This window comes from Bizionia sp. M204, from assembly GCF_023205095.1.
Classification (GTDB): domain Bacteria; phylum Bacteroidota; class Bacteroidia; order Flavobacteriales; family Flavobacteriaceae; genus Algorimicrobium; species Algorimicrobium hallyeonense.
In genome coordinates, this window is the sequence record NZ_CP046242.1 from 1,096,940 (window position 1) to 1,118,065 (window position 21,126).

The window sequence follows — 21,126 nt, forward strand, 5'->3', positions numbered from 1 at the left end:
ACACGCTAATCTTCAGGCGGTTTTCCATGAACTTTTAGATATACTTCATCAAAATTACTACGCAAATAAGCCCGTAATTTTTTACGATAATCATCCTTTAACCATTCCACAAAATTAAAGGTACTCTTGCTAATACACTTCGTGTAGCGGTGAATGCGATAATCAATATCATCACCTAGTTGTTTTGCTAAATCTAATGCATCCCATAAATCCTCACTGTTTTCCACACAAATTTTTGCATGATGTTCTATGGAGCGTTCAAGAACTACTTTGGAGGATTCACCAGCTCTTACCGCTGCTATATATGTTTTTTTTATATCGAAATAAACGTCTTCTGACTTGGCAAATGCTTCACGCAAATCATCCGGCATTTCATATCTGAAATTTTCCTCAATTTCTTCATCCGCTAAAATACCATCTAAATAGAAATTTGGCGATCTAAAAATACGATGCCAATCTAAATCTGCTCCCCAAGGACCAAAACGATGTAAATTGTTGCCTAAATCTAATACCGTAAACTTGCTCTTATTTTTTAATATTCGCGAACCTCTACCAATCATCTGGTAATATAAGGTAAGGGATTTTGTGGCACGATTTAAAATAATGGCATCAACGGTTGGCTCATCAAACCCTGTGGTTAAGATACTAACTGATGTTAAAATTGCATCCGGTGTTTCCTTAAACCATTTTAATATTTTTTTGCGTTCTTTTTTGGTGTTTGTATTATCCAAGTGTGCTACGGGATATCCTGCTATTCTAAAGGTGTCATATACATGCAAGGATGTATTAATACCATTATTAAAAATTAAGGTTTTCTTTCCCTTTGCACGCTCTTCATAAGCTTGAAGTAACTTGGAAAGCATATCATTATTGGTGTATAAATCTTCAGAAGATTTTACCGTATAGTCACCATTAGCACCAACAACTAAAGATGTTAATCCTACATTATAACTGTAGACTTCCGCTTTTGCTAAAAATTCATTTTCAATAAGGGATTCAATGCTCTCACCTACAATTAATTCATCGTAATTGTCCTTCATTGGTAATTTAATGTTGGAACTTAAAGGTGTAGCTGTAACGCCCAAAATAAAGGATTTTTCAAAAAACTTAAATAGTTTTGTAAACGAGTTATAATGAGCTTCATCAATAATAACCAAACCAATATCTGAAATATCCAGTTTATCTTCGTTTAAACGGTTATTTAATGTTTCAACCATAGCAACAAAACAACTGTATTGTGCTTGGTCGTCCAGGTTGGCTTTACTGTTAACTACTTTATTCTCCACACCAAACTCGGTAAGCATACCAGAGGTTTGACGGCACAACTCAATTCGGTGAGTCATTACCAATACCTTCTTTTTGTGGTGTTTTAAATACTGTCTTACTATTTCCGAGAAAATAACGGTTTTACCACCTCCCGTTGGTAGTTGATATAGTAAATGGTAGTCTTCAGGTGCTTCTTCAAAACTTTTAAAAATCTTGTTGATAGCCCCTTTTTGATAACTATATAGGTTTTTACCTTCTTTTCTGTCTGCTAATTCTGATAATGAAATACTCGTGCTCATAAATTTTTCCAATGCGCAAAAATACGTTCTTTTCAAGGTTATTCAAGAATTTTTTAGAAATAATTACAGAAACTTTTTCAACAACCATAGTTTAAAACTTATTTTTGCGACCTCATAGCGTTTTCCTATTTTATATGTACATGTCAAATTCGCCAATTCAACATTTTAAACTTTTTAAACCCTATGGTTTTATTAGTCAGTTTATTATTAATGGTAAACAAAAACGTAACAAACGTTTATTGGGTGAATTATATAACTTCCCAGAAGGCACCATGGCAATTGGTCGTTTAGATGAAAACTCGGAAGGCTTGTTATTACTTACTACTGAAGGCCAAATTAGTACATTTATTACTAGTAGTAAAATAGAAAAAGAATATTATGTACAAGTGGATGGCATCATAACGCCTGAAGCCATGCATATTTTAGAAACTGGAGTTTCAATTACAGTGAACGGTAAACCGTATGTTACCAAACCTGGAAAAGCATTTATATTAGAAGCAACGCCCGATTTTCCTGAACGTGGAAAGAAAATCCGTGATGCACGCCATGGACCTACTACATGGATTTCCATAACGATTACTGAAGGAAAGTTTAGACAAGTACGGAAAATGACATCTGCTGTGGGCTTCCCAACATTGCGATTGGTTCGAGTGCGTGTAGGAACCATTACGCTAGGAGCATTAAAAATGGGCGATGTTGAAACGTTGGAAACTATCCAATAAAACTATTCTTTAACAACGATGAGTGTTGCTTTAACACCATTGGCTAGTCCCCACCCAGAGGAAGCAATAATCTCCTCATTTTCATCCATTATAACCACTTGTGCGGTATTTGGAGCAACATCACCTTGAGATAAAGCTAAAAAATCAATAACATTAAAGCCTGTTTTTAACTGCAAGACAAAACCTTTGTAGTCACCCGTTAAAACAGCATATGGCATCATAATATCTTTATCAACAAAAACACGAATTACGTCACCATCAATAGAACCATAATCACGATAAAGGACGCGAACCTGTGATGATTTAGTTTTAAAATCACCTAAATATTGATCCGTTTTAGAACCTACAACTTTTTCCTCAAATATGTTATCGAAATTTTTTTCTTGCTTTTTAAAGCGCTCTTCATAAAGTTCTCCAGGATTACCAAACTTTTCACCAAACATAGAAAATTGTTTTTTGTCCGTATTTAATGGTTTGTTGTTGGGAACCGTTAACCCATTTACCTTTCCAGGATTAGGATTTGAAAAGCCGTTATTTTCTATAGGAGAAATACTAATACCACTAGTACCTGAATCATTTTTTATGGCAGGTATGGAAGTGGAAGTATTGGGATTGCTATCAATTTGCGCATGTATAGGCGAACTAATTAACAGAATAATCCCAATAAGCATGATGTAACGGACTATATTCATTTTATAGGTTCATGAAAATTTATTAGAGCTTATAATTCAAAAACTATACCTAAATATTATAAACGTGATAAATATATAGCAAATATGATAAATTTATAAATTATAAGTTACAATTTAGGATAACATTAATAATGGCAGCTGTTTTCAGATTATTCAAATGACTTTTTATCCTATTATAAAATGTTAAAATATGTTAAATAACTACTTTGTAATGCATAGTACTGTAACAAAATATTTTATGTGTCGTCTATTAAGTATACAAATCCAATAAATATTAATATCATGAGAACTTTAGACAGCAATCCCGCCTACCAGCAGGCATGGCAATTATCGAAAAGAACGAACACTACAAATGGCTTTACCTGGAACAGTAAGAGACGCTTTAGATAGTAATTAGGTAAACAATTCATCAATCAATTAAAAATCAAATATATTATGAGAACTTTAGACAGTAATCAATTATCAAAAAGAACGAGCAGTACAAAAGGTTTTACTTGGAATAGTAAAAGACGTTATAGATAGTACTATCATTTAAAGAATTAACCAACAAGCAATGCTGCCAACAGGCAGAGAAGCAAAAACCACCATATCATGCACGCATTAATAAAGATTTCCCGAGATTCCAACGCCTTAATAACGTTTGCTCAAAAAAGAATTACCATACGGAAAAAATGCATTCAGCATGGCACATTATGGACCGGAATTAAACGTTATAAACATTAGTTTGAATTAGTTAAAGTTGAAAAAAAACCAGCACAAGTTGCTGGTTTTTTTTGTAATTATTTTCGTGGTATTGTTTTTGTGTTTGTAAAAATCTAATTCTTAAATTGTTAGCACTATGAGACATCACAGAAACTCCGAAAACGTAAATGCAGGTTCCATGGCAGATATTGCTTTTTTATTACTTATCTTCTTCTTAGTAACAACCACGATTTCAACCGATGCTGGCATTAATAGAAATTTACCTGCCTTCTGCCCTACCAATGATTGTGCAACGCTAACGGCTGATAACAACGTATTACGTATTGTTTTAAATAATTCGAATGACATATTAATGAATAATAAATTAGTCCCTTTGAATGCTATTAGTCAACAAGTTTCAAATTTTGTAAATAATAATGGGGATAACTCTTGTAGTTACTGTTCAGGTGAGCAACTTTTAACCGCTTCCGATAATCCCCAAAAAGCTATTATTTCGTTGGAACACAATAGGCAAACATCTTATGAATTGTTTATTCAGGTTCAAAATAGTATTTCAAAAGCTATCACTGATTTGCGTGAAGTCTATTCCCAAAATAATTTTAGAAAATCTTTATCAGATTTATCCTCAACCGAAATAGAAGAAGTTAGAAAGGCTTATCCGCTTATAATTTCGGAAGTAGAAACAAATTAAGATTATTTATCAGGGAGTTGTTTTAATTCTGATTCTTTCTTAATTCCATAAACAATATCAACTTTTTTTCGTCCCCAATTTTTAGCCGCTTCAATATTTAACCCCATATAAATATCTATTTGATTGCGTTTTCGTGCGTGCATTTTGTCCTTCACTAAATATATACCTTCCAAACCTTGAATGGAAACAGGTGTATTATGCTTTAATCCTAGTTTAAGTAAATCTCGGGAAACAGCAATATATTTAAGACCTGGTTTTAAACTATCACCAAACGCTGTAATATGCGGATTAGAATTAGTTTGATAAGAAACAGAATTATAGGCCGTTGCCGTAACTCGAAGACTCTTCCATGTGTATTCTGAAGGTTTATCCGTTTTACAATTAAAAACCAACAGGAGTAAAATTCCGATTATCGTTTTTGTATTCATAGAAATTGGTTGATTAAAGATACAATTTTTTGAAGATTATTGAACACGTCTAACTTTTTTGTAACCTGACCAATAGATACTAAAACAAACTACAAATGAAATCTATTCAACTATTGTGCCTATCCTTTTTACTTGTTATGAGTTGTAAAGATGAGCCAAAACAAGAACAAATTATTGCAGAGGTTAATGAAGACGTAATTGTAACGCCCGAAATGATGGAACGTGCTAAAGACATTCATAAACGGGTTATTACTTTAGATACACACGATGATTTTAATGTGAATAACTTTACTGACTCCATAAATTATACTCAAGATTTAAAGTCGCAAGTTACACTTCCTAAAATGAAAGCTGGCGGATTGGATGTTGCTTGGTTTATTGTTTATACGGGTCAAGACACTTTATCTGCAGAAGGGTATGCCAAGGCATACAAAACCGCTATGGGTAAATTTGATGCTATTCATAAACTAGTAACAGATATTGCCCCAGATCAAATTGAATTGGCACTAACATCGGATGATGTTAGACGTATTGACGCTACTGGAAAGAAGATAGCTATGATTGGTATTGAAAACGGTTATCCTGTTGGAACAGACATCAAAAACGTGGAGAAATTTTATGATTTAGGTGGTCGTTATATGTCGCTTGCTCATAATGGTCATAGTCAATTAAGCGATAGTAATACGGGTGAAAAAGATGATGTATGGCTTCATAACGGTTTAAGTCCATTAGGAAAAGAAGTGATTGTTGAAATGAATCGTTTAGGAATGATGATTGATGTCTCTCATCCTTCAAAAGAAGCGATGCGTCAAATGATTGAATTGACTAAAGCACCAATAATAGCCTCGCATTCATCGGCAAGAGCACTATGTAATCATAGTCGAAATTTAGATGACGAACAATTACAATGGATGAAAGATAATAACGGTGTAGTTCATGCCGTAGCGCTTGATGCTTATGTTAACGCTGAAAAAGTAGCGGCTCGTGATGAGGCTTTAAAAAGCATTCAAAAAGAAGCAGCCGATTCGTTAGGTGTCAAATGGTACACATCACGCGACGAGGTTATGGCTTTAAGCAATGAAGACCAAGGTAAATTTTTTGAATATTATGGCGAAGTTGTACGTCTAGCAAATGAAAAGGCTAAAACTATTGAAGGCTTTCCTCCTGCTGTAAATGTTGCTGATTTTGTAGATCATATAGATTATATGGTTGATAAAATAGGCATAAACCATGTAGGAATCAGTAGCGATTTTGATGGTGGTGGCGGAATTGAAGGCTGGCGCGATGCATCAGAAACGTTCAATGTAACATTAGAGTTGGTAAAACGTGGCTATACCGAAGCTGAAATTAGCAAGCTTTGGAGTGAGAATCTTTTACGCGTTTTAGACGATGTCCAAGCTGTTGCTAAAAATATGCAAGCACATAGTAACCCGTAAAAAAAAGGGAGTCATTAAATAATAAAAAACAGCATTGAATTATGAAATTTCAATGCTGTTTTTCTTTATATAAAGTTTATTTACACTTTTAGTAAGCCAACAGTTCTTTCAAGGCTGTTTCAAATTTTCCTTTTCCTAAATACTGTACTTCCAATTGATTTATAAATGGAATTGGTGTTTCCATGCTAGCCACACGCTTAACAGGCGCATCTAGGTATTCAAAACATGTTTCCATAATTAGGGATGAAATATCTGAAGCAATACCACCAAACAAGGAATCTTCTTGTAATATAATGGCACGACCTGTTTTTCTAACCGATTCAAAAATAGCTTCGGTGTCCAAGGGTTGTAAGCTTCGTAAGTCAATTAAGTCGGCTTGAATGTCTGGATTGTTGTTTAAAGTTTCTAAAGCCCAATGAACAGCTGCGCCATAGGAAATGATGGTAACATCAGCACCTTCCCGTAAACGTGCTGCTTTTCCAAAAGGAATGGTGAAATAATCTGTAGGCACATCCTGACGAATACTTCTGTATAGAGCTTTGTGTTCAAAGAAAAGAACTGGGTTTGGATCGTTTATAGCAGTTGCTAATAATCCTTTGGCATCATACGGAAAAGCCGGATACACCACTTTTAATCCAGGTGTCTTGGTGAACCAAGCTTCATTGGTTTGCGAGTGAAAAGGTCCTGCCGCAACGCCAGCACCACATGGCATTCTCACAACTACATCGGCGTTTTGATTCCAGCGATAATGGGATTTAGCCAAATAATTTACAATCGGGTTAAAACCAGAAGTTGCAAAATCAGCAAACTGCATTTCCATAACGGCTTTCATTCCAGATATAGAAAGTCCCATGGCAGCTTCCACAATAGCAGATTCGCAAATAGGTGTATTTCGAACACGTTCTTTTCCAAACGCGTCTACAAACCCATCGGTTATTTTAAAAACGCCACCATATTCAGCGACATCCTGACCCATGATAATCAAATCATCATGACGCTCCATGGACTGTTTTAAACCTTCAGAAATAGCATCAATTAAGCGTATTTCTTCTGTGTTTGAATTTGGTTTAATTTCCTGATAATCAAAATCTTTATAAACGTCATGTAATTCCGTACTTTCATTTGGAATTATTGCCTCTTCATCAAAAGCCATTTGTAAATGTTCATTGATTTCAGACACAATAGCCTCTTTCATTTCCAAATCATTTGCTTCGGTGAGAATATTTTCATCTTTCAAAAATGTCTGAAAATTTTCTAACGGATCTTTCTTCGCCCACATATCCATTAAATCTTGTGGCACATATTTGGTGCCACTCGCCTCTTCATGGCCACGCATTCTAAAGGTTTTAAATTCAATTAAAATTGGACGAGGATTTTGACGAACACTTTCCGCTAAATCGCGCATCTTGGTATAAACTTCTATAATATTATTTCCGTCTATTATGTGTGACTCCATGCCATAACCAATGCCACGATCCGCAATGTTTTCACAATTATATTGTTCGCTAGTTGGTGTAGATAAACCGTATCCATTATTTTCTACACAAAATAAAACCGGCAATTGCCAGACTGAAGCCACGTTTAATGCTTCGTGAAAATCACCTTCACTAGTACCTCCTTCACCTGTAAAAACAGCTGTAACTTCCTTCGTGTTTTTTAATTTACTTGCTAATGCAATCCCATCGGCAACACCTAATTGCGGCCCTAAATGCGATATCATACCAACAATTTTAAATTCCTGTGTTCCAAAATGAAAGGAACGATCACGACCTTTGGTAAAACCATTGGCTTTTCCTTGCCATTGGCTAAATAAGCGATATAAAGGAATATCACGCGTGGTGAAAACACCTAAATTTCTGTGCATAGGCAATATGTATTCATCAGAATGCAAAGCCATAGTGACACCTACAGAAATAGCTTCTTGGCCTATTCCTGAAAACCATTTAGAAACCCTGCCTTGGCGTAATAGAATTAACATTTTTTCTTCTATTAAACGTGGTTTTAGCATACGCTTATAGAGTTCTAATAACTCACTACTATCAAGACCTGTTTTATTATAGGTTATATTACTCATAGATGAGGCTGTATTGATCATAAAATTCGTTTGTCAAATATACTATAAATTGATTATTACAAATAACAATCTAACAATAAATAGTATTCCAAACTTTATAATGTTTTCGTACATTTGTAATACATACGCATTAAAAACTATATCCTTATGAATACGATACCAAGTGTTAATTTAAAAGATTTTTTATCCGAAGACCCAAAACGCAAACAACAATTTGTAGATGCTATAGGAAAGGCCTACGAAGAAATTGGTTTTGTTGCTTTAAAAGGGCACTTTTTAGATGATAAACTAGTCGATAATTTATATGGAGAAGTAAAAAACTTCTTTGAACTCCCTTTAGAAACCAAGCAAAAATATGAAATTGAAGGCATTGGTGGCCAACGTGGTTATATTTCATTCGGAAAAGAAAGCGCTAAAGGTAAGAAAGAAGGCGATTTAAAAGAGTTCTGGCACTTTGGACAATTTGTAGAAAACAATCCAAAATTAGAAGCAGAATACCCTAAAAATGTAGAAGTTAAAGAACTACCGGAGTTTAATAAAGCTGGAAAAGAAACGTACCGCATGTTGGAAAAAACAGCTAAATATGTGTTGCGTGCTTTAGCATTGCATTTAAAATTAGAAGAAACCTATTTTGATGATTACATACATAATGGAAATAGTATTTTACGTCCAATCCACTATCCACCAATTGTAGATGAACCTAAAAACGCAGTTCGTGCTGCTGCCCACGGTGATATAAATTTAATTACACTATTAATGGGTGCTCAAGGTCGTGGTTTACAAGTTCAAAACCATAAAGGTGAATGGTTAGATGCCATTGCAGAACCTGATGAATTAATGATAAATGTGGGTGATATGTTATCAAGACATACCAATAATAAATTAAAATCCACCATCCATCGCGTTATCAATCCACCAAGAGAACTTTGGGGAACTTCACGCTACTCCATTCCGTTTTTCATGCATCCAATAAGCGATATGAAATTGGACGTTTTAGAAAGTTGTATTGACGAGGATAACCCAAAACAATTTGATGACATTACGGCGGGCGAATTTTTAAATGAGCGTCTTATTGAATTAGGGTTAATTAAAAAGTAAATATGGATTTACAAGATCAATTAAAGAATCTTTTTCCAGAACATATTGAAGAAGAATCTGAAGCTACAGCAGACACAAGCAAAGGTCTGTGGATTCAAGATGATCCCATTTTATGCAAATATGAAAAACGCAAAGGTAAGCCAATAACCATTCTTGATGGTTATACTGGTGCTACCGAAGATTTTAAGGCCTTGGCAAAAGAACTAAAAACAACCTTAAGTGTTGGAGGCAGTTTTAAAGATGATAAAATTATTATTCAAGGCGATTATCGCGATAAAATAATGACCATTTTAAAAGAGAAAGGGTTTCAAGTTAAACGTGTTGGAGGCTGATGAAAAGAGGTTCCCTTCATATAACTAATGGCACGCATTTAACAAACTATTTACAAGAATTGGATGTTAAGGGCGCTTTTTTAACGTGGCAAGAAATGTTGTGTGATGGTCCTACACCTGTTCAAATTGATTCACAACGTTTTATAGATACCCGAAAAGGGTTTCTAAAAAATGTGTATGGTATTGAGATTAACGAAGAAGAAATAAAAAATGAATTAGCGGTTTTAGACCAAGCAGACGTGTTTTCGGAAATAGTTCTTTGGTTTGAATATGATTTGTTTTGCCATATTAATTTATTGGGTGTTATAAAATTACTTCAAGAAAGGAAAGTAAATTTACCCCTCTATTTAGTCTGTAGCGGACGTATAGAAGGTGAAAAAAACTTAAAAGGATTATCAGAATTAACGGCAAACCAGCTTTTAGATCATTATGATAAAAAAGTGTTGCTACAAGATTCAGATATTGAAATAGCAAGATCCGTTTGGCATATATACTGTGGCAAAGATCATAATTTGCTAAAACCATATATTGTTAAAAAATCGTCATTTCTTTATTTGAATAGTTGCCTTAAAGCCCATTTAAAACGCTTCCCGAATTTAAAAAGTGGTTTGGGCGTATTAGAGAAAAACATTTTAACTATCGTTCGTGATAAAGATGTTAAATCTAGAGGTCATTTAGTTGGTTATGCCTTAAATTTTCAAGGATATTATGGCTATAGTGATATTCAAATTCATGAATTAATTAAAACATTGTCCCTGTTTTTTGAGGAAACAGAAAACAGTATCACATTAAACCGAAAAGGTCATGAAGCCCTTATTGGTTTACGAAACTTTGCTACAGAAATTAACAACAATACGGTATTTGGTGGTGTTAACCGATTAGATTTTTATTACAGCACCAAACATAACGAACTTATAAAAAAATAAAACATGCCAATAAAAGAATCTGAACTAATATTAAATCCAGATGGAAGTGTTTATCATCTAAATTTAAAACCAGAGAATATTTCAAACACCATAATTTTTGTTGGTGATCAGGATCGTGTAGAGAAAATTACTAAACATTTTGATTCTATTGAATTCACCACTCAAAAACGTGAATTTAAAACGCAAACTGGTATTTATAGAGGAAAACGATTAACCGTTTTATCTACCGGAATAGGTCCAGATAATATTGATATTGTTATGAATGAACTGGATGCCTTGGTAAATATTGATTTACAAACACGTCAGCCAAAAAAGGACTTAACATCGTTAAACATTGTTAGGGTTGGAACATCCGGCTCTTTACAACATGACATACCAGTTGATAGTTTCGTTATTGGCTCCCATGGGCTAGATTTAACTGGTTTACTTCATTTTTATCAAATAGATGAGTTTACGAATCCTGAAATTGAAACGGCGTTTATTAATCATACAAATTGGCATAGTAATAAATCCAGACCTCTTTTTATTGCCAATAGTGCCAAATTACAAAACCATTTTTCTTCAGAAAAAACGTTCACAGGTATTACAGCAACAGCTGTTGGTTTCTATGGACCACAAGGTCGCGTGTTGCGATTGCCTGTTCAGGATGCCGATTTAAATTCTAAAATGGATTCATTTGATTTTGAAAACAATCGAATTTCAAATTTAGAAATGGAAACATCTGCCATATACGGATTGTCAAAATTATTAGGCCATCAGGCGTTATCACTAAATGCCATAATTGCAAATCGTGCCAATGGAACTTTTAGCAAAGACCCAAAAAAGGTTGTTGAGAATTTGATTATTTACACCTTGGATAAAATGATAACATTATGAAAACGGTAAAAATAGGTGGTGTTCCAGAACATTTTAATCTGGCTTGGTATTTAACTTTGAAAAATGGCGATTATAAACAAGAGAACATCAATTTACGTTGGCATGATTATCCTGGTGGGACTGGAGCAATGAGTAAAGCCTTACGCAAAGGGGATATTGATATTGCTGTTATTCTAACGGAAGGAATTATTAAAGATATTATAGAGGGAAATCCTTCTAAAATTGTTCAAACCTTTGTAGAAACCCCTTTAATATGGGGAATTCATGTCGGAGCAAATTCACAATACCAATCACTTAATGATATAAAAGGAACTAAAGCTGCTATTAGTCGGTATGGTTCTGGATCGCATTTAATGGCTTATATCAATGCTCAAAATAATAATTGGGATACTACTAAAGACTTACACTTTGAAGTCGTAAAAAATTTAGAAGGTGCTGTTGAAGCACTTTCAAATAATTCGGCAGATTATTTTATGTGGGAAAAATTTATGACTAAACCTATAGTAGACAAAGGCGTTTTTAGACGATTAGGTAACTGCCCTACGCCTTGGCCTTGTTTTGTAATTGCTGTTAGTGATCATTTTATTGAAAATCATTCCGCGGAATTACAAACCATTTTAAATATTATAAATAAGTGTACAAAAAACTTCAAAACACTTCCGAATATCGATCAAGTCATTGCATCACGCTATGATCAGAAATTAGAAGATGTTAAGGAGTGGCTATCATTAACGGAATGGTCGCAAAGTGCCATAGATGAAGCTACTATCAACAAAATCCAAAAGCAGTTATTAGCCTTGGATATTATTTCGAAAACGGTTCCTTTTGATAGGTTAGTTCATAAATTACACTAAAAACTAAACGTTTATTACAATTCGGTTTTTTAAGCACAATAATTTGCAATTATAACAATTGTAACTTTTTACGGATTTAAGAATCTCATGTAAATTTTGTTAATTTAACTTTACATTTGTGTTTAATTTTTTCCAATTTTTAACATATTCGCAATAAAACAAGACTAAAGCGCCTAGTAATCACGTCTTTAAAAAGTAACCTTACATCGATAAATGTTAAAATTATTATAATTCTTAAGTTAAATGCATTATATTTGACCCTTGAGATCAATTAAATTCATCGCTTATGCTATTAACGATTACTTTTTTACTCTCTTTTTTGGTTGCAGTTAATTTTTTATTATTAATTTTTAGCTGTAACAAAACCACGAAACGTGTTAACCAAAAAATTGAAAACCGACCTACATTTGTTGTTACTAAAAACCGAGTTGTTTCTACTGAATCAACCCAACTAGCACCTACAGGGAGTTAATTATTATTTTTCTTTTTTACGCAACCTTTCCCTGACATTTGCATCTACTCATAAATGACATTATGAAAATTGCATCGATTATAATTCTCACGGGAATTTCTTTATGTGCCTCTATTTGTTGTCCTGGTGAGGACGATTATCTGTATTCCAATACAAATGTTAGAAATGATACAATTATTCAAATAGAAAACAACACCATTGATTTTCAGGTTAATGATACCATTTATATTTCAACAATGCTTAATAATGAGCAAGTTTCAGTAAATAATAATACGGTTTTACTAACCGATTATATTCTTCTAAATTCACAAGAGAATTTCTATTTTTACAATTTAAATTTATATAAAGAAACGGCCTATGGCACGTATGCTTTAATTGAATTAAACGAAAACGCATTAAATGTTCTTGAAGGTATAACAACAGTAGATTATCAAAGTTTATTTGTTCGTTGCAATCTGGACAACACTATTTTTAGGAATAAATTTGGGATTAAGCTTTTGGAACCTGGTAAGTATTACCTATCTGGTTCGCATAATTATTATAATGAGGGTGAAGAATTAGTCCATATTTCAACTAATTCCTATAATAATGATCATATTTCTATAAGCTCAAAAATTATGGCTTCGGACACAGCGGGTCGCTATTATTTTACCGTTAATTAATTACCAACTTATTGGTGAATAGCCTTTGCCTTCTAAAATAGCATTCGTTTTACTAAAATGTTTATTTCCAAACCAAAAACCTCTATTTGCGCTTAATGGAGAAGGATGACCGCTAGTTAGAATAGTATGCTTATTGGTGTCAATTAATTTTGATTTCTTTTTTGCGAACCCGCCCCAAAGTAAAAACACAACATCTTTCTGATTATCACTGATAGTTTTAATTACCCTATCTGTAAAAGTTTCCCAACCCATCTTTTGATGACTACCAGCTTCATGAGCTCTAACGGATAATGTAGCATTTAATAACAAGACACCTTGTTTTGCCCAATGTAATAAATTGCCGCTTTCTGGATACGGTTTATTAATATCGGATTCCAATTCTTTGAACATATTTCTTAACGATGGAGGATGTGCCGTGTTTTCATTGACACTAAAACATAAACCATTTGCTTGCCCTTCGCCGTGATAAGGGTCTTGACCAATTATAACAACTTTAGTTTCTTCAAATGGACAAGTACTAAACGCCTGAAAAATTTCAGATACTGGCGGATAGCAGGTGTTTTTTTGATATTCGGATGTTACAAAAGCCATTAATACCTTAAAATAATCTTTTTCAAATTCCGCCTGTAAAAGCGGTTTCCAACTATCATGAATTTTCACTTCCATTTTTAGAACATTTTTTATGTCACCACTAAATTAATATTATCTTTAGCACCATAAAACAATATGTCTTGAAAAATTTAAAATTTCCAACAGCACAAACAATTTTACTTATTATTGCTGGACTCGTTGCCTTGCTAACATGGATTATTCCTGCGGGAAAATATGATACGCTAACCTATAATAAAGCGGGTAATAGTTTTACTAAAACACATTTAGAAACAACAGAAACATTACCAGCAACACAAGAAACATTAAAAACTTTAAATATAAATATCCCTTTAGAAAAGTTTACAGAAGGTGATATTTGGAAACCAATTTCTATTCCAAACACATATCAAGTTGTAGAGGCCAAACCCCAAAGTATGGTGGAATTTTTTCAATCACCAATCAAAGGAATCATTGAAGCTTCTGATATTATTTTTCTTGTATTAATAATAGGTGGATTAATTGGGATTATGAACTATACTGGTGCTTTCGATGCTGGAATATCCTGGCTAGCCATAGCGCTTAAAGGCCATGAGTATATATTAATTATATTGGTTACTACACTTATTGCTTTAGGAGGAACCACTTTTGGTTTAGCCGAGGAAACCATAGCCTTCTACCCTATTTTAATTCCCATGTTTTTAGCTGCTAAATATGATGCCATGGTGCCATTAGCCACTATTTATTTGGGTTCATCCATTGGAACTATGTTTTCTACTGTTAACCCATTTAGTACAATTATAGCTTCGGATGCTGCCGGAATTAATTGGACAACTGGATTAACAGGTCGTGTTATCACATTAATAATAGGTGTTATAATTTGTATTGTATATATTTTAAAATATGCCAATAAAGTGAAAAAGGATCCTACTAAATCCATAATTTATAGTCAAAAAGAAGAAATTGAAGCACATTTTGGAACTAAAAGCGAAAACATTTTAAAATTAACCACTAGACTACGTTTAACCCTCATTGTATTTACACTTTGTTTTGTTGTAATGATTTACGGTGTTTCTCAATTAGAATGGTGGTTCTTGGAAATGACAACGGTATTTTTTGTTGGAGCTATTTTAATTGGATTTATTGGAAAAATTAAAGAAACAATTTTTGTGGAAACCTTTGTTAAAGGCGCGTCAGATTTACTAGGTGTGGCTTTAATTATTGGGATTGCGCGTGGCGTTTCTGTGTTAATGAATGATGGATTAATTAGCGATACCATGCTCTATCATGCAAGTACGGCAACCGAAGGTATGAATAAAGGCGTTTTTGCAAACGCCATGTTATTTATTTATAGTGGACTATCCTTTTTTATTCCTAGTTCTTCTGGAATGGCTGTTTTAACCATGCCAATCATGTCGCCTTTGGCTGATACCGTTGGGTTTGGTCGGGAAATTATTGTTAACTGCTACCAATATGGCATGGGGTTATTTGCTTTTATTAATCCAACGGGGTTAATTCTAGCCTCTCTAGCCATTGTTAAGGTGGGTTATAACAAGTGGCTAAAATTTGTTTTACCGCTACTACTTATACTAACTATTTTTACAATGATTATTATTACACTTCAAGTGTATTTATAATCTTGAAATACTTTATTTCGTGTTGTCAGCTTTTAAAAAATCGAGAATTTTTGTGTTTACAACATCCGCCTGGTCAACGGTTAAAAAGTGTCCTGCATTACCAATTATTTCACCTTCACCTTTAGGGATTAAGGTTTTAGTCATTTGAACGGTTTTGGAGTTGTTAATAACATCATCATCACCAATTAAAACTAATACAGGCATTTTCAACGACTGAAAATCTCGCTTGGAAAACGGGCGCATATCCAAGACAAATTTATTTATAGAATCATTGCGTTCCGATTTATAATATTGTTTTAAATACGTTTTATTAATATTAGCCACATTACTAGTCATAGACTTTAAGCCCTGTTCTATTTGTTTCTCTTCCGAAGAAAAAAGGGTTATTAAATTTTTCAATAAATCAGCACTTGGTCTAATCCAGATAAAAGTTTGTGCAGGACTTAATAACACCATTTTCTTGATCCGATCTTGGTTAAACAAGGCTATTTTCATAGAAATCCACCCACCTCTTGAAGCACCAACAAGCGTAAACTCGTTCAACTTTAGCTTATCAAAAATTTCATTATACCAAGTTACAATCTGTTCAACATCATCAAAAGTTCCGGTTTTAAGAGATTTTCCGGGTTCCAAAATAAAATCGATTGCAAAAAGTCTATAATCTTTTGAAAGTGCTTTAGCATTTGGATACCAACTCGTTGAAGTTGCGTTCATACCATGCAATAAAACCAAGGGTTCGCCATTACTAGGACCGCTTACAACCACATGGGCCGTTCCAAAACTAGTCGGAATATACAATTCTTCAACCGGAATATCCCACAGTTTTAAAGAGGCATCATATGCATCAAAGTATGGCTTTAAATTAGCATTTGGTTCTGCTATATAATCCGGTTTTTCCGTATATTTTAAATAGTCTTTTTTACAAGATGTTAAATTAACAACTATAATAAGTAGAATTAGGGCTTTTAATATTTTCATAAATTTATTTCTAAAAAGCCAAAGCTACATAAATATAAAATGAACTTATACTTTTTAACTTTAGATTAGTTTTAAAACATAATCCGTATTTTTGTTATCCTAAAAAAAAGTTATGCCTTTCCATAAGGACCATTTATGATACATATTCACGAAAAAACACTCCAAGATCTTGAATTTTCTACAGTTTTACAACAAGTAAGTGAGTTGTGTATTACTCCTTTAGGTCATGAAGCTACATTACAAATTGCGCCTTTAAACAATAAAGAGTCTGCTATAAAAGCTTTGGTATTAACCAATGAATATTTAGCATCTTTAATAAATGATAACCGGATTCCCAATCATGGTTTTGAAACCATTGCCAAGGAATTAAAGCTTTTAAAAATTGAAAACACCTATTTAGAAGCGCATAGCTTAAAAAAAATAGTATCTATTTCTATTACGGCTAATGATATTATTCTTTTTCTAAAGAAATTTCAAGAGTATTACACCAATTTATATGAATTTGCCTCAGAAATTGAAGTGACCAAAGTGTTAATTGAAGAAATTGATACAATTATCGATCGCTTTGGTGATGTAAAGGACAATGCATCGTCATTATTATTTGAGTTACGACAAGATATTAATAAAATTAAAGGGAAAATCAATCAGAGTTTTTCTTCGGCACTTCACACATATCATCAATTAGAATATCTGGATGATATACGAGAATCTGTAGTAGATAATAAGCGTGTATTAGCAGTTAAAGCTATGTACAGGCGTAAAGTGCGTGGTTCCATAATGGGAGGCAGTAAAACAGGAAGCATTGTTTATATAGAGCCCGAAACCACATTGCAATACACACGTGAGCTAAATAATTTGGAATATGAAGAAAATGAAGAGGTTGTTCGTATTTTAAAATCCCTAACCGATTTCATCAGACCGTTTTTACCTCTATTAAAGCAGTATCAAGAATTTTTAACGCAAGTTGATGTTATTTCTGCCAAAGCCAAATATGCCAAATCCATGGATGCTATTTTGCCAGAAATTAGTGATAACCGCGAGCTATATTTACGAGACGCTTTTCATCCATTACTATATTTAAGTAATAAAAAGAAAAACGAAAAAACATATTCCCAGTCTATTAAATTAACTCAAGAAAATCGGATTATTGTTATTTCTGGTCCAAATGCTGGTGGAAAAAGTATCACGTTGAAAACTGTTGGTTTATTACAAATTATGCTCCAGTCTGGATTTTTAATTCCGGTTCATGAACGTAGTAATGTATTTTTATTTGATAGGATTATCACAGATATTGGTGATAATCAGTCTATTGAAAACCATTTAAGCACCTACAGTTATCGCTTAAAGCAGATGAATTACTTCTTGAAGAAATGTAATAAAAACACCCTATTTCTTATTGATGAGTTTGGAACAGGATCAGACCCAGAATTGGGAGGTGCGTTAGCCGAAACATTTTTAGAAGAATTTTATCATCGTGAGGCATTTGGAATTATTACTACCCACTACTCCAATCTTAAAATTCTAGCCAACGAATTACCGTATATGCAAAATGCTAATATGATGTTCGACGAGAAAACTTTGGAACCCATCTATAAACTAGCATTGGGACAGGCTGGAAGTTCGTTTACTTTTGAGGTGGCTCAAAAAAACGGAATTCCTTACAGTTTAATAAATCGTGCCAAAAAGAAAATTGAACGCGGGAAAGTTCGTTTTGATAGAACGATAGCCAAACTGCAAAAGGAACGCTCAAAATTAGAGAAAACCGAACAATCCTTAAAAGAAAACGAACGCAAGAAGCAAACTGAAGCTGAAAAGCTAGAGGAAATAAATATAAAAATCCAGAAAAAATTAGAGAGTTATCAAGAATTGTATGATAGCAATCAGCGACTCATATATTTGGGTCAGAAAATTGATGATTTATCCGAGAAGTACTTCAATAATAAGCAAAAACGCGAATTGATGAATGAACTATTTAAACTGGTTCAAATTGAAAATTCTAAACGTAAAAAAACAACGGTAAAAAAACAAAAGGCTGAAAAGGCCAAAGTTGAAAAAGTTAAACAAGAAGCCGAGAAAACAGTTGCTGTTATTAGGAAAAAGAAAAAAGTAGCCAAGGAAAAAGAAAAAAACAAACCCGCTGCTCCAAAGCCTATTTTAAAAATTGGGGATCGCGTTCGCATGCAAGATGGTCGTGCCGTTGGAAGCATTGATAGTATTGAAAAAAATAAAGCTATTGTAAATTATGGTATGTTTACTACCAACGTTAGCATGGACCAATTGGAGCTGGTAGAGGCCATTAAGAAATAAGGGGTTGGAATTAGTATAAATGATTTTTTTGGTCTCTCATAATTAATTCTTGCGTATTTTTGTAATATGATAGACGGATTACCAGATAATAAGCAATTAATTCTCTTTGATGGTGTTTGCAATTTATGCAATAATGCCATTAATTATGTTATAAAACACGATACACAAAATGTATTTATGTTTGCGCCGTTACAAGGTGAAACTGGTAAACAAATAATTGAAAAATTTAAAATTGACACAAGCAAAATAGATTCTATTTTGCTTTATTCTTCAGAAAATAAACTGTCCTACAAATCTACTGCTGCACTCAAAATAGCTTGGAAACTTGGATTTCCACGTAATTTATTAGCCGTTTTTTTCATAATTCCAGCTTTTTTAAGAAACTGGGTTTATGAATTTATAGCTAAAAACAGATATAAATGGTTTGGTAAAAAAGATGCCTGTATGCTGCCTACAAAAGAATTACAAGCAAAGTTTCTAAATTAACTGATTTATTATTTTTTTATTATACTTTTGATTAATATGAAAAACCTAACCAAACATATCGTAATCTTGGCCGCTTTCATGGCTTATAATCAGGCTTTTTCACAGGAACTAAAGGATACTAATAGCTTTAAAACTCATAAAAATGAAGTATCTCTTGAGCTATTACAATTACTTAATGGTGTATATCAAATATCTTATGAACGTAGTTTTTTCGATAATTTTTCGGCATCACTGGCAGCAGGTTATAAAGGAAAATCAGGGTTAATAGGCTTTTCTGGAATTGATAAACCAAAATTGAAAACTGGTGATATTTTTTATACAGGGTTTCAAATTATACCAGAAGTCAGATAATATTTACCTAAAACTTCAAAAACAGCTTTAACCGGCTTCTACATTGGTGCCTATTATAAATACTCTAATTATAAATCAGAATTAGACGGCTCTTATACAGGCACAGATGGGTTTATTTACGACTTGGAATTCGATATGAAACTTGATATTAGTTCCGTAGGATTAATGCTTGGTTATAAGCTACCAATTACCAAACATTTAAATATCGATTTTATAATTGCAGGTCCAGGTGCTGGGAATTATAATTTTAAATTTATAAATAAAAAGGATTTACCAGAAGAGTTTTATGAAGATTTAAATCAAGCTTTAGAAGATTACAGTATTTTAGATTTTATAAATGGAGATTTTAGATTCTCCCAAGTCAATAATAGGTCGCAGTTTAATGCCTTTTCATTCAGATATGGTATTTCATTGGGCTATACATTTTAATATCCGATAATTAATTAAATCAAAAACAATGAAAAAAACGCTTAAATTAACAGCCATCTTATTAATGGTAATTACCTCTAGTTGTTCTGGAATAAAAGTTTTAGATGCTTGGAAATCAGATTCATCTGCAAACATTAAGGATAACAACATTCTTGTTATTTCAAGAACAGAAAATAAACAAGCACGTATAGCTTTTGAGCAAGAAATAGCAAAACAACTACGAGCAAAAGGTATGAAAGCTACTGAAAGCTTTAAGGAAATGCCAAACTTTAATCATGATACAGAATTAACGGAAGCACAACAAAAAAACTTCAAGGCATTTTTAGAAAACGAGGGTTATGATGCGGTTATCGTTACTGTTGTAAAAGATTACCAAGAGCGCACAGAAACAACGCAAGATGGCGGGTATTACGCTGGTGCTAGTTATTATCCATCCTACTTCCCTGGCTATTATGGTGGTTTCTATGGTTATTACGGAAACAGAATGTCCTACTCAACTTATGGAAGTTATGTGCCTATGAGCTCTACAACCCAGGTTGTAAAAACATACATCGTGGAAACTGTGGCTTATGATTTAACTCAAGAAGATGGTAAGCAACTTGCTGCTGTGGTAACGACTAAAATAGACGACCCACAAAATGTAACTAAAAACGCGGTGGAATACACGGAGAAAATTACAAAAGCATTAACCTCTAAATAAAAAAGTAATTTATTAGTATTTTTTAAAGCCTTGAAACTTTTAAGGCTTTTTTCTGTTATAAAGCGAAAATTATAACACTTATTAACAACTATTCTAGACTAATTAAAACTACTTTTGCCG

At 33.2% G+C, this 21,126-nt stretch carries 21 protein-coding genes; 15 read left to right on the forward strand and 6 right to left on the reverse strand.

The annotated features are described in order from the left end of the window. Positions 1-5: 5 nt before the first annotated feature. Positions 6-1,565, reverse strand: coding sequence for a DEAD/DEAH box helicase (locus GMA17_RS04925; RefSeq protein ID WP_248399746.1), 1,560 nt, complete (start codon positions 1,563-1,565; stop codon positions 6-8). A gap of 140 nt (positions 1,566-1,705) precedes the next feature. On the opposite strand from GMA17_RS04925, the gene GMA17_RS04930 reads away from it, so the two are divergent. Next, a complete protein-coding gene (locus tag GMA17_RS04930; protein WP_248399748.1) occupies positions 1,706-2,287 on the forward strand; it encodes a pseudouridine synthase in 582 nt (193 codons plus the stop codon). A 2-nt stretch (positions 2,288-2,289) separates the two neighbouring features. On the opposite strand, the gene GMA17_RS04935 is transcribed toward GMA17_RS04930, so the two are convergent. Further along, the gene (locus tag GMA17_RS04935) at positions 2,290-2,979 is read right to left on the reverse strand and encodes a hypothetical protein (protein ID WP_248399750.1); all 690 of its coding nucleotides are present in this window, start codon (positions 2,977-2,979) and stop codon (positions 2,290-2,292) included. Between the two features lie 838 nt (positions 2,980-3,817). Between GMA17_RS04935 and GMA17_RS04940 the strand changes: the two genes are divergently transcribed. After that, positions 3,818-4,372 (forward strand): biopolymer transporter ExbD, encoded by a 555-nt coding sequence (locus GMA17_RS04940; protein ID WP_248399752.1) that lies wholly within the window; start codon positions 3,818-3,820, stop codon positions 4,370-4,372. 2 nt (positions 4,373-4,374) lie between these two features. Here GMA17_RS04940 and GMA17_RS04945 read toward each other — a convergent pair whose 3' ends face one another. Continuing rightward, positions 4,375-4,800: a 3D domain-containing protein gene (locus GMA17_RS04945; RefSeq protein ID WP_248399754.1), complete on the reverse strand. Its 426-nt coding sequence runs from the start codon at positions 4,798-4,800 to the stop codon at positions 4,375-4,377. A gap of 95 nt (positions 4,801-4,895) precedes the next feature. Here GMA17_RS04945 and GMA17_RS04950 point away from each other — a divergent pair, with 95 nt between their 5' ends. Then, a complete protein-coding gene (locus tag GMA17_RS04950; protein WP_248399756.1) occupies positions 4,896-6,236 on the forward strand; it encodes a dipeptidase in 1,341 nt (446 codons plus the stop codon). 88 nt (positions 6,237-6,324) lie between these two features. Here GMA17_RS04950 and GMA17_RS04955 read toward each other — a convergent pair whose 3' ends face one another. Further along, on the reverse strand, positions 6,325-8,331 hold the full coding sequence (locus GMA17_RS04955) for a thiamine pyrophosphate-dependent enzyme (RefSeq protein WP_248399765.1): 2,007 nt from the start codon (positions 8,329-8,331) through the stop codon (positions 6,325-6,327). A 126-nt stretch (positions 8,332-8,457) separates the two neighbouring features. Between GMA17_RS04955 and GMA17_RS04960 the strand changes: the two genes are divergently transcribed. The 6 genes from GMA17_RS04960 (at position 8,458) to GMA17_RS04985 (ending at position 13,530) form a co-directional block, all read left to right on the forward strand. Continuing rightward, positions 8,458-9,408 (forward strand): isopenicillin N synthase family oxygenase, encoded by a 951-nt coding sequence (locus GMA17_RS04960; protein ID WP_248399775.1) that lies wholly within the window; start codon positions 8,458-8,460, stop codon positions 9,406-9,408. A gap of 2 nt (positions 9,409-9,410) precedes the next feature. Continuing rightward, positions 9,411-9,740, forward strand: a complete 330-nt coding sequence (locus GMA17_RS04965) for a translation initiation factor (RefSeq protein ID WP_248399777.1) — start codon at positions 9,411-9,413, stop codon at positions 9,738-9,740. Beyond that, positions 9,740-10,666 carry a DUF1835 domain-containing protein gene (locus tag GMA17_RS04970; RefSeq protein ID WP_248399779.1) on the forward strand — a complete coding sequence of 309 codons (927 nt, stop codon included), beginning with the start codon at positions 9,740-9,742 and terminating at the stop codon, positions 10,664-10,666. The genes GMA17_RS04965 and GMA17_RS04970 overlap by 1 nt, the downstream gene beginning before the upstream one ends. A 3-nt stretch (positions 10,667-10,669) precedes the next feature. After that, positions 10,670-11,542, forward strand: a complete 873-nt coding sequence (locus tag GMA17_RS04975; protein ID WP_248399781.1) for a nucleoside phosphorylase — start codon at positions 10,670-10,672, stop codon at positions 11,540-11,542. Further along, positions 11,539-12,396, forward strand: a complete 858-nt coding sequence (locus GMA17_RS04980) for a substrate-binding domain-containing protein (RefSeq protein ID WP_248399783.1) — start codon at positions 11,539-11,541, stop codon at positions 12,394-12,396. Before GMA17_RS04975 ends, GMA17_RS04980 begins: the two co-directional genes overlap by 4 nt. Positions 12,397-12,930: 534 nt before the next feature. After that, positions 12,931-13,530 (forward strand): hypothetical protein, encoded by a 600-nt coding sequence (locus tag GMA17_RS04985; RefSeq protein WP_248399785.1) that lies wholly within the window; start codon positions 12,931-12,933, stop codon positions 13,528-13,530. On the opposite strand, the gene GMA17_RS04990 is transcribed toward GMA17_RS04985, so the two are convergent. Beyond that, positions 13,531-14,196: a uracil-DNA glycosylase gene (locus GMA17_RS04990; protein WP_248399787.1), complete on the reverse strand. Its 666-nt coding sequence runs from the start codon at positions 14,194-14,196 to the stop codon at positions 13,531-13,533. A gap of 65 nt (positions 14,197-14,261) precedes the next feature. Here GMA17_RS04990 and GMA17_RS04995 point away from each other — a divergent pair, with 65 nt between their 5' ends. Next, entirely contained in the window at positions 14,262-15,755 is a 1,494-nt protein-coding gene (locus tag GMA17_RS04995) for a YfcC family protein (RefSeq protein ID WP_248399789.1), read from the forward strand. A 12-nt stretch (positions 15,756-15,767) separates the two neighbouring features. On the opposite strand, the gene GMA17_RS05000 is transcribed toward GMA17_RS04995, so the two are convergent. Next, positions 15,768-16,733: an alpha/beta fold hydrolase gene (locus GMA17_RS05000; protein WP_248399791.1), complete on the reverse strand. Its 966-nt coding sequence runs from the start codon at positions 16,731-16,733 to the stop codon at positions 15,768-15,770. Positions 16,734-16,868: 135 nt separating this feature from the next. On the opposite strand from GMA17_RS05000, the gene GMA17_RS05005 reads away from it, so the two are divergent. The 5 genes from GMA17_RS05005 to GMA17_RS05025 all read left to right on the forward strand — a co-directional run bounded on the left by GMA17_RS05005 (position 16,869) and on the right by GMA17_RS05025 (position 21,006). Further along, a complete protein-coding gene (locus GMA17_RS05005) occupies positions 16,869-19,040 on the forward strand; it encodes a DNA mismatch repair protein MutS (RefSeq protein WP_248399793.1) in 2,172 nt (723 codons plus the stop codon). A 66-nt stretch (positions 19,041-19,106) separates the two neighbouring features. After that, entirely contained in the window at positions 19,107-19,526 is a 420-nt protein-coding gene (locus GMA17_RS05010; RefSeq protein ID WP_248399795.1) for a thiol-disulfide oxidoreductase DCC family protein, read from the forward strand. Positions 19,527-19,562: 36 nt separating this feature from the next. After that, a complete protein-coding gene (locus GMA17_RS05015) occupies positions 19,563-19,877 on the forward strand; it encodes a hypothetical protein (RefSeq protein WP_248399797.1) in 315 nt (104 codons plus the stop codon). A gap of 42 nt (positions 19,878-19,919) precedes the next feature. Continuing rightward, a complete protein-coding gene (locus GMA17_RS05020) occupies positions 19,920-20,306 on the forward strand; it encodes a hypothetical protein (RefSeq protein WP_248400618.1) in 387 nt (128 codons plus the stop codon). 28 nt (positions 20,307-20,334) lie between these two features. Next, positions 20,335-21,006 (forward strand): hypothetical protein, encoded by a 672-nt coding sequence (locus GMA17_RS05025; RefSeq protein WP_248399799.1) that lies wholly within the window; start codon positions 20,335-20,337, stop codon positions 21,004-21,006. Positions 21,007-21,126 lie beyond the last annotated feature (120 nt).